Source organism: Kribbella sp. (assembly GCF_035655035.1).
Lineage (GTDB): Bacteria > Actinomycetota > Actinomycetes > Propionibacteriales > Kribbellaceae > Kribbella.
Genome location: NZ_DASRVN010000507.1, coordinates 1 through 9,260, shown reverse-complemented (window position 1 = coordinate 9,260; position 9,260 = coordinate 1). Strand labels below are relative to the sequence as shown.

The window sequence follows — 9,260 nt, the reverse complement described above, 5'->3', positions numbered from 1 at the left end:
TGACCTGGGCTTTTGTGCGCCGCCAGGGACTCGAACCCCGAACCCGCTGATTAAGAGTCAGCTGCTCTGCCAATTGAGCTAGCGGCGCTTGGTGTTGCTTTCGAACGAAGAGGATCGTAGCAGGGGGATCGGGGAGATGCGAAATCGGTTAGTGGGTGAGGACGGTCATGGCGGCGTTGTGGCCGCCGAGGCCGGAGACGGCGCCGCCGCGGCGGGCGCCGGAGCCGCAGATGAGGAGGTTGGGGGTGTCGGTTTCGGTGCCCCAGCGGCCGGTGTCGGCGGGGGTGGTGGCCCAGGGCCACTGGAGGTCGCCGTGGAAGATGTGGCCGCCGGGCATGCCGACGGACTGCTCGATGTCGTACGGCGTCTTGGCCTCGATGCACAGGTTGCCGTCGGTGTCCCGGGCGATGCAGTCCGCGAGGGGTTCGGCCAGGTACGACTCGAGGCCGGCGAGGATCCGGCGGGTGGCCTCGGCGCGGGCCGAATCGTTGTCGGAGGCAAACAAGCGGGCAGGGAAGTGGACCCCGAAGACGGTCAGCGTGTGGTAGCCCGCGGCAACCAGTTCGGGGGAGAGGATCGACGGGTCGGTGAGCGAGTGGCAGTATACCTCGGACGGCGGCACCGCGGGTAACGAGCCGCCGGCCGCGGAGCGGTACGCCGACTCCAGTTGGCTGTAGTCCTCGTCGATGTGAAACGTACCGGCGAACGCTCGCGCCGGGTCGTCGCCGGACTTCAGCGCCGGCAGGTGCCGTAGCAGCAGGTTGATCTTCAGCTGCGACCCCTCCGGCTTCTCGACGCCGGCCTGACCACGCAGCGCAGCCAGTGTGGACGGTGCGACGTTCGACAGCACCCACGTGCAGTCCACAGAGCGCTCACCGTCGCCGCCGAGCCAGGTGACCGATCCGCGTGTCCCGTCGACCTCTAAGGAGGTGACTTCAGCGTTGGTGACCAGTGCGGCCCCGGCACGTCGCGCAGCCGCTGCCAGGGCATCTGTGACCGCTCCCATGCCGCCGACCGGTACCCGCCACTCGCCGGTGCCGTTGCCGATCAGGTGGTACAGGAAGCACCTGTTCTGGATCAGTGACTCGTCGTGGAGCCCTGCGAACGTGCCGATCACGGAATCGGTAGCCACGACGCCTCGGACCGTGTCGTCGGCGAAACGGCGTTCGATGGTCTCACCGAGCGGCCGCTCGACCAGCTCGTCCCAGAGCGTGCTGTCGACGCGGGAGCGGATGTCGGCGGCCGGCTGGAGCGGCTCGAGCAGTGTGGGCGCCACGGCCGCCGCAAGCGAGCCGACGGCGCCGTAGAAGTCGGTCCAGGCCTCGTACTCCGCGTCGCTGCCCGTGAGCGCCCGGAACGAGTCCCTCGTGTGAGGGCCTTCCGGCCGCTCGACCAGGAGGCCGACGTCGCGCCCACCACGCCGTACCGGGGTGTACGACGCCACGGGGCGGGAGCGGAGGTCAAGGCCGAGCCCTAGGTCCGCCACGACCTTGTCGGGCAGCAGGCTCACCAGGTACGAGTAGCGCGACAGCCGTGCGTCAACGCCCGGGAACACCCGCTGGCTGACCGCTGCGCCGCCGGTGTGCGCCTGCTGCTCCAGGACGAGCGTGGAGAGGCCGGACTGGGCCAGATACGTGGCGGCGACCAGACCGTTGTGCCCACCGCCGACTATGACGACGTCGTAGAAGTCCTTCATCCCACCGGCCAATCGAGCTTGTGATAAGCGGCGTCCCAGAACATCCATTCGTAGCGGCACGTCGTAGCGAAGTGCTGGTGACAACGTTCCCGCTCCGCGGTGCCGACGTCCAGTGTGTCTGTCACCGCAAGCACCTGTTCGACCACGGCGTCGAACTCCTCAGAGCCGTACGTCGCGATCCACTTCGCGTACAGCGGATCGGGGGACGACCTCTTGAGCAGTTCCCGCCCCACGTCGCGGTAGATCCAGTAACAAGGCAGCACAGCCGCCACGGCCTCGGCGTACGTGCCTGTGGCGCACACCGCCGTGAGATAGGACATGTACGCCGTTGTGGTCGGACCGGAACCAGTCGCGTCCACATCGGTCGCCGTGAGGCCAAGAGAGTCCAGCAACGACGTGTGCAGCTCTCGCTCGACGGCGATCGCGTTGGCGGCGTGCAGCGCGAACATGCTGACCGCGTCCTCGTCCGGTGCGCGTCCCGCGACCAGGCTGAGTGCCCGGGAGTACGCGCGCAGGTAGTGGCTGTCCTGCGTGATGAAGTACCGGAACGCGTCGTGGTCCAGGGTCCCGTCGGTCAGGCCGGTGATGAACGGGTGCCGGACGATCCGGTCGTACACGGAGGCCGCCCCGCGGACCCACAGCTCGCTGGAAAACGTCATCCCCACTCCTCGCGTCGGCTGCCACCGACCTTATCCACAGGGCGCGCACGGATCACGCGACGCAGATCACCTCGGCGCCCTACTCTGAAGCATGGGTGCACTCAACGGGATGCCACCGGAGACGCCGCTGCTCCGGCGGATCCGCGCGTCGGTGATCGGGGACGACCAGGTGATGCCCGGTCCGTACGGCCCGCGGCGGGTGACGTACGCCGACTACACCGCCTCCGGCCGGGCGCTCACGTTCCTGGAGGACTTCATTCGCGAGGAGGTCCTGCCGCGGTACGCGAACACGCACACCGAGTCCAGCGGGACCGGTCTGCAGACCACCCGCCTGCGCGAGGACGCCCGGCGGATCATCCACACCAGCCTCGGCGGCGACGACGAGACCGCGGTGATCTTCTGCGGCTCAGGCGCGACCGGGGCGATCGACAAGCTGATCGGGATCATGGGCCTGCGGATCCCGGCCGAGCTCGACGACACCTACCACCTGACCGACCAGATCCCGCCCGAGCAGCGCCCGGTGGTCTTCATCGGCCCGTACGAGCACCACTCGAACGAGCTGCCCTGGCGGGAGTCGATCGCGGACGTGGTGATGATCAGCCAGGACGGTGACGGCCACATCGACATCGACCAGCTGGAGTCCCGGCTGCAGCAGTACGCCGGCCGTCCGCTCAAGATCGGGTCGTTCTCGGCGGCTAGCAACGTCACGGGCATTGTCAGCAACACCTCGCGGGTGTCCGCCCTGCTCCACCGGTACGGCGCGTTGTCGTTCTGGGACTGCGCCGCCGCCGCGCCGTACGTCGAGATCGACATGTACGGCGGACGCGGCCAGGACCCGCTGTCGTACAAGGACGCGATCTTCCTCAGCCCGCACAAGCTGATCGGCGGCCCGGGGACGCCAGGCGTGCTGGTAGCGCGGCGCGAATTGCTCCGCAACCGGGTGCCCGACGTACCGGGCGGCGGCACGGTCGCGTACGTGAACCCGCTGGAGCATCGCTACCTGGACGATCCGGTGCACCGGGAGGAGGGCGGCACGCCGGCGATCATCGGGTCGATCCGCGCGGGGCTGGCGTTCCAGCTGAAGCAGGCGGTCGGGATCGACGTGATCCGCGCGCACGAGGACGCGTACCTGCGACGTGCCGTCGAGGCGTGGAAGGGTGAGCCGAACCTGCAGATCCTCGGCAACCTGGACGCCGAGCGGTTGTCGATCGTGTCGTTCGTGGTGAAAGGCCCGTCCGGGCGGTACCTGCACCACAACTTCGTCGTCGCGTTGCTGAACGACCTGTTCGGCATCCAGTCCCGCGGCGGGTGCTCGTGCGCCGGGCCGTACGGGCACGCGCTGCTGGGGATCGACCTGGCCCGGTCGCACGAGTTCGAGGAGGAGATCCTGCACGGCTGTGAGGGGATCAAGCCGGGCTGGGTGCGGGTCAACTTCAACTACTTCATCTCCGAGGCGGTGTTCTCGTACGTCGTCGAGGCGGTGAAGCTGGTCGCCCGGGACGGGTGGCGGCTGCTCGGCGACTACCGGTTCGACCCGGCGAACGGTCTCTGGCGGCACCATCGCGGCCCGGTCGAGCCGCCGCTGCGGCTCTCGCAGGTCGGGTACGACGCCGACGGCAGGCTCAGGTACCCGCGGCACGACCACACCGCGCCCGAGTCCGCCCTCGATGACTACCTCACCGAGGCCCGCGAGCTGGTGGCGACGTGCGCCCAGGAGAGCGCCGACCCCGACGGCCAGGTCAGTTCCGGCTTCGACCACCTCCGTTGGTTTGAGCTTCCCTCCCGCTGCCTGATCCGCGACTAGCGGGCTCCGGCGGCGCGGAGGATCCTGGCGATCTCGTCGTAGCCGCTGGACTCCGCGTGCCGGAGTGGGGTGACGCCGTCCTTGTCGGCGAGGCTCGGGTCGGCGCCGGCGTCGACGAGGATCTGGACGATGTCCTGCCACGGTTTGGTGCCCTTGCCGAGGATGATCGCCTCGAGCAGTGCGGTCCAGCCGAGGTCGTTGACGTGGTTGACGTCGATCTTGGTCTTCACCACCCGGCGCACGTAGTCGACGTGACCGCGCTCGCTGGCCGGGATCACCGAGATGCCACCGAAGCGGTTCCGCAGGGTGAGGTCGGGGTTTGCCGGCAGTAGGGTCTCGAGCATCGCGACGCTGCCGGTGACGCCGGTGACGAGCCAGGCCGAGTCCTTCCGGTCGTCCTGTGCGTCGGGATCCGCGCCGAGCTGGACGAGCAGGCGAGCCGCATCCACCCGGTCGTTGAGCGAGGCGAGCAGCAGGGCCGTGCGCCGGCGGTCGTCGCGGGACTCGATCGGCGCCCCGGCCGCCAGCGCGGCCGCGACCTTGTCTGCGTCGCCGGACGATGCGGCAGCGAGGAGCGCGTCGGCGGCGGCACGGCCGTCCTGGAGGCCGCTCGCCTGATGCCCGTCAGCGAGGGCGGCGCTCACGGCGGTCTGGCCTCGGGTCTTCGCGGCCTGCACAGGGGTGGTGCCGTCGTTGACAGCGGGCTTGTTCCGGTCGGCGCCGCCGGCAATCAGCAACCGGACGGTGTCGACGTACTGCGGGGTGCCCTTGCCGAGCAGGACCGCTTCGTGCAGCGCGGTCCAGCCGAGGTTGTTCACGTGGTCGACCGCGACGCCCGCCTGGAGCAGCCGACCGACGACGGCGGCGTGACCGCGCTCGGCGGCCCGGATGAGCGCCGTACCGTGATAGCTGTCCAGGCTGCGGACGTCGGCGCCATGCGCGAGGGTCACGTTGAGCAGGTCGAGGTAACCCTCGCTGGCGGCGATCAGGAAGGCGCTCTGGACGGTGTCGTCAAGGGCGTTGACGTCGGCGCCGGCGGCGATCAGGCGCTTGGCCTCGGGTACGTCGTTCTTCCAGGCGGCGGCGATCAGCTGGTTGTCGAGACCGGACGGCACGGATGCACTCCTCGAGGACGACAGACTGGGCGACTGGCTGGGTTGTGGGCTCGTGCTGGTCTCAGTGGAACACGCGGTGGCCGTCGCCATCAGCAGGACGGCGACCACCGCGATCGGGCGGCGTTTCATCGGCGCGGGTCGAGCGTGATGACCTGGTACGGCGGGACGGCGGTCGCCTCGTCGAACTTGCTGTCGACCACCAGCAGCCGGCCCTGGGCGAGCTTGGCGGTGGTCAGCACCCGGTCGGGGTCGGTCGGCTTCGCGGACAGCAGCCGCGCGGTCGAACCGTCGGCCGAGAGCCGCAGCGTGCTCAGCACCTTGGAGAAGTTCCGCACCACCCAGAGGGTGTTGCCCTGCTGGACCAGGCCGTCCGCGTTCACCAGGTCGGCGCCGGCGGTGTCGACCGCAGTGGCCTTCGCTGTCCGCAGGTCGAACCGCCACAGCTTGCCGACGTTGCCCTGGGCCACGACCAGCGCCTTGCGGTCCGGAGCCAGCACGATGCCGCCGAGGTTGAAGCCGGACGCGGTCTCGATGGTCCCGGTAGCGTCGGCCCAGGTGCTGACGGTCCACCGGCCGTGCTGCTCGGCGACCCGGAAGATCTGCGGGGCGTTCGAGTTCGTGAAGTAGGCGGCGCCGTCCGGGCCGATCACGATGTCGTTGAGGAACGAGCTCGGTACGCCGGTACGGAGGGCGGCGAGCAGCTTGCCGTCGCGGCCGTAGACCCACAGGTCCGGCGCGCCCGGGTGGTCGATCCCGTTCGGCCCGCTGGCGACGTACACCCGGCCCTGGGCGTCGACGTTCACGCCGCGGGCGGTCCAGCGGCCGTCGGTGCCGTCGCCCTTCAGCCACTCGGTCGCGGCGGGGGAGTTGACCTGGCCGCGGTGGATCTCGCCGCCGGTGGTCTCGGAGACGTAGTAGTTCTTGGTACGGGCGTCGTACCCGATGCCCTCGAACTTGGAGCCGCCGGGGTCGCCGGGGAGCTCGTACGTGTTCGGACGGGCCGCGAACGCCGTCGAGGCGCCGACGCCGAGCAGAGTGGCGGACAGGGCGAGGGTGGCGGACAGCGAACGGACGGACATCTGAGCCTCTCAAACGGTCGGTGGGATTTCGAGCTGCCTCCAGCCTCCGTCGGCGGCACCCTCTCGCACGACGGATGTTCGGCCATCAACGAATAGCCGAACGGATGATTCGGAAGCGCTGCACCAGGCCTACGATCGGTTGAACATGTCTACCGCGCACACACCGTCGATCCTGAGCCACGCGACCCGACTGGTGACCGCGCTGCACGCGGCGCTGGTCGTACTTGTGCTGGCATCAGTCGTGCGCTACCTGACCGGGCACGGGTTCAACGACCGCGGTCCGTGGGTGCTCGTCGGAGCAGTGGTGCTGCTGGCGACGTACGGGGCGTACCGGCTGTTGCCCAGCAGGGTCTGGCTGGCGTTGCTGGTGGTGGAGTGGTGCGTGCTGGTGCTGCTGGCGCCGTCGTTCGCCTGGTGTGCGGTCCCGCTGTCTTTCGTTGCCTTGCGCATCCTGTCGTTCCGGCCCGCCTGTCTCGTCGTGGCGGGCATGGTAGTGGTCACCGTGGTGCAGTGGACCTGGATGACCGACCGGCTGGACCCGACGATCGTGCTCGGGCCGGTCTGCATCGCAGTGCTTGCCGTGGGCGCCTATCGGGCGCTGGAGCGGGACGCCCTGGCCAGACAGGCGTTGCTGGACGAGCTGCACGCGGCGCAGGGCGATCTTGTCGACGCTCAGCACCAGGCCGGGGTGATAGCCGAGCGGGCCAGGCTGTCGCGAGAGATCCACGACAGCGTGGCGCAGGGCTTCTCCAGCATCAACCTGTTGCTGCAGGCAGCAGAGCGCGAGTGGGACGACAAGCCTGGCGTTGCTCGGCAGCACGCGGCGCAGGCAGCCGCCACGGCACGCGACGGGCTGGACGAAGCCAGGCGAGTCGTGCGCGGCCTGGCACCCGCTGAGCTCGCTGCAGGTCTGCCTGACGCACTGCGTAAGACCTGCGAGCGGTTGTCCGCGCACAGCGATCTCAACATCCAGGTACAGGTGCACGGAACGCCGGTGCCGCTGGACTCGGAGGTGGAGACCGCGCTGCTCCGCACAGCCCGCGGCGCAGTGGCGAACGTGCTCGAACACGCACACGCGGAAGCGGCTTTCGTGACGCTCACCTACCAGCCGGACGCGGTCGTCCTCGACGTTGTGGATAACGGCCGGGGCCTTCCGCGATCTCATGCCAAGATCGATTCCGACCGCGGCCACGGACTGGCCGGAATCCGTGAACGGCTGAGACAACTGGGAGGAACGCTCGTGCTGGAGAGTGAACCGGGGGACGGTACGGCGCTGGCCGCCTCGATCCCCCTGAAGGCCCCGGAGGACGGATGATCCGGGTGGCACTGGTCGACGACCATCCCGTCGTGCGGTTCGGCGTGCGGTCGCTGGTCGACGGCCAGGACGATCTGACCGTCGTCGGCGAAGCGGCGGACGCGCACAGCGCCGAGCAGCTCGTCGCGGCGGTGCACCCCGACGTGGTGCTGATGGACCTGAACCTGGGACCAGGCCCGGGCGGGGCGGAGGCGACCGCACGGTTGCGCGCGCTGCCGGAGCCGCCGTACGTGCTGATCCTGACGACGTACGACACCGAGGCCGACATCATGGGCGCGATCGACGCGGGTGCGTCCGGATATCTGCTGAAGGACGCACCGCCGGAGGACCTGTTCCGGGCGATCCGCGGCACCGCCCGCGGGGAGACTGTGCTGGCTCCCGTGGTCGCGGCCCGGCTGGTGCGGCGTACCGGTCCGACGCTGACCGAGCGCGAGGTGGAGATCCTCGGGCTGCTCGCCACCGGCAAGTCGAACCGGGAGATGGCCAAGAGGCTGTACGTGAGCGAGGCGACGGTCAAGTCGCACCTGCAGCACATCTACACGAAGCTCGAGGTGGAGACCCGGGTCGCCGCGGTGGCGCGCGCGATCGAGCAACGCATCATCCGGGCGGTGAGCTGAGGACAGGCGGTCAGCTGAGTATGGTCTGAGGGTGAGCAGCTCCGAGGACGACGAGGGTGGCGGCGAGAGCCTCCTGACAGTGCTGGTCGCGCTCGCCGCGAACCTGCTGATCGCGCTCGCCAAGACGGTCGTCGCGGTAATCACCGGATCGGCGTCGATGGCGGCCGAGTCGGCGCACTCCTGGGCCGACACCGGCAACGAGATCTTCCTGCTGGTCGGGGAGCGGCGGGCGAAGAAGCCGGCCGACCCGACGCATCCGCTGGGCTACGGCCGGGTCGGGTACATCTGGTCGATGTTCGCGGCGTTCGGCCTGTTCACGGTCGGTGCCGCGGTCTCGGTGTGGCACGGTATCCAATCGCTGCAGCACGGCGAGGCGGAAGCGACGTCGTACGGGTGGGCGTACGCAGTGCTCGGCGTTTCGTTCGTACTCGAGGGGATCTCCTTCGCGCAGGCGCTGCGGCAGACCAAGGCCGGCGCGCTGGAGCGGATGCTGCGGCCGTGGCGGTACGTGCGGCTCACGTCCAATCCGGTACTGCGGGCCGTGTTCGTCGAGGATCTGTCGGCGCTGATCGGGATCCTGATCGCGACGGTCGCGATCCTGATGCATCAGCTCACCGGCAACGCCGCTTGGGACGCGGCCGGATCGATCGTCGTCGGTGTCCTGCTCGGCGTGGTCGCGCTGTTCCTGATCAGCCGGAACATGGACTTCCTCACCGGCGAGGCGGTGACGCCGCTGGCCCGCAACCGGGTGCTGCGCGCGCTGCTCGAGCACAAGGACATCGAGCGGATCACCTTCCTGCACATGGAGTGGGTCGGCGCGGACCGGATCTTCCTGGTCGCCGCGGTCGATGTCACCGGCAACGATGTCGAGTCCGAGGTCGCCGCCCGGCTGTACGCGATCGAGGACGCGCTGAACGCCCGGCCGGAGATCCAGCAGGCGATCCTCACGCTGTCGCGGCCCGGCGATTCGACGAG

General features: G+C 69.4%; 8 protein-coding genes and 1 tRNA gene. 4 read left to right on the top strand and 5 right to left on the bottom strand.

Annotated elements, in window-relative coordinates; translation table 11 throughout:
• Positions 1 to 15: 15 nt before the first annotated feature.
• The 3 genes from VFF46_RS27730 to tenA all read right to left on the bottom strand — a co-directional run bounded on the left by VFF46_RS27730 (position 16) and on the right by tenA (position 2,355).
• A tRNA-Lys gene (locus VFF46_RS27730) sits at positions 16 to 88 on the bottom strand.
• A gap of 60 nt (positions 89 to 148) precedes the next feature.
• Positions 149 to 1,696 (bottom strand): NAD(P)/FAD-dependent oxidoreductase, encoded by a 1,548-nt coding sequence (locus VFF46_RS27725; RefSeq protein WP_325040166.1) that lies wholly within the window; start codon positions 1,694 to 1,696, stop codon positions 149 to 151.
• Positions 1,693 to 2,355, bottom strand: coding sequence for a thiaminase II (gene tenA / locus VFF46_RS27720; RefSeq protein WP_325040165.1), 663 nt, complete (start codon positions 2,353 to 2,355; stop codon positions 1,693 to 1,695). Before tenA ends, VFF46_RS27725 begins: the two co-directional genes overlap by 4 nt.
• A 91-nt stretch (positions 2,356 to 2,446) precedes the next feature.
• Between tenA and VFF46_RS27715 the strand changes: the two genes are divergently transcribed.
• Entirely contained in the window at positions 2,447 to 4,159 is a 1,713-nt protein-coding gene (locus VFF46_RS27715) for an aminotransferase class V-fold PLP-dependent enzyme (RefSeq protein ID WP_325040164.1), read from the top strand.
• On the opposite strand, the gene VFF46_RS27710 is transcribed toward VFF46_RS27715, so the two are convergent.
• Together VFF46_RS27710 and VFF46_RS27705 are read right to left on the bottom strand one after the other, a co-directional pair.
• Positions 4,156 to 5,274 carry an ankyrin repeat domain-containing protein gene (locus VFF46_RS27710; protein ID WP_325040163.1) on the bottom strand — a complete coding sequence of 373 codons (1,119 nt, stop codon included), beginning with the start codon at positions 5,272 to 5,274 and terminating at the stop codon, positions 4,156 to 4,158. The two genes, VFF46_RS27715 and VFF46_RS27710, sit on opposite strands and share 4 nt — an antisense overlap.
• A 125-nt stretch (positions 5,275 to 5,399) precedes the next feature.
• Positions 5,400 to 6,353, bottom strand: coding sequence for a gluconolaconase (locus VFF46_RS27705; RefSeq protein WP_325040162.1), 954 nt, complete (start codon positions 6,351 to 6,353; stop codon positions 5,400 to 5,402).
• A gap of 145 nt (positions 6,354 to 6,498) precedes the next feature.
• Between VFF46_RS27705 and VFF46_RS27700 the strand changes: the two genes are divergently transcribed.
• The 3 genes from VFF46_RS27700 to VFF46_RS27690 form a co-directional block, all read left to right on the top strand.
• Positions 6,499 to 7,668, top strand: a complete 1,170-nt coding sequence (locus VFF46_RS27700) for a sensor histidine kinase (RefSeq protein ID WP_325040161.1) — start codon at positions 6,499 to 6,501, stop codon at positions 7,666 to 7,668.
• Positions 7,665 to 8,285: a response regulator transcription factor gene (locus tag VFF46_RS27695; protein WP_325040160.1), complete on the top strand. Its 621-nt coding sequence runs from the start codon at positions 7,665 to 7,667 to the stop codon at positions 8,283 to 8,285. Before VFF46_RS27700 ends, VFF46_RS27695 begins: the two co-directional genes overlap by 4 nt.
• Positions 8,286 to 8,316: 31 nt before the next feature.
• The coding region (locus VFF46_RS27690; protein ID WP_325040159.1) for a cation diffusion facilitator family transporter at positions 8,317 to 9,260 on the top strand (944 nt) is incomplete at its 3' end.

Excerpts from the sequence above, each read along its gene's own strand:
- VFF46_RS27695 (WP_325040160.1), top strand. The coding sequence starts at position 7,665 with ATGATCCGGGTGGCACTGGTCGACGACCATCCCGTCGTGCGGTTCGGC.
- VFF46_RS27725 (WP_325040166.1), bottom strand. The coding sequence starts at position 1,696 with ATGAAGGACTTCTACGACGTCGTCATAGTCGGCGGTGGGCACAACGGT.
- VFF46_RS27700 (WP_325040161.1), top strand. The coding sequence starts at position 6,499 with ATGTCTACCGCGCACACACCGTCGATCCTGAGCCACGCGACCCGACTG.
- VFF46_RS27705 (WP_325040162.1), bottom strand. The coding sequence starts at position 6,353 with ATGTCCGTCCGTTCGCTGTCCGCCACCCTCGCCCTGTCCGCCACTCTG.
- tenA (WP_325040165.1), bottom strand. The coding sequence starts at position 2,355 with ATGACGTTTTCCAGCGAGCTGTGGGTCCGCGGGGCGGCCTCCGTGTAC.
- VFF46_RS27715 (WP_325040164.1), top strand. The coding sequence starts at position 2,447 with ATGGGTGCACTCAACGGGATGCCACCGGAGACGCCGCTGCTCCGGCGG.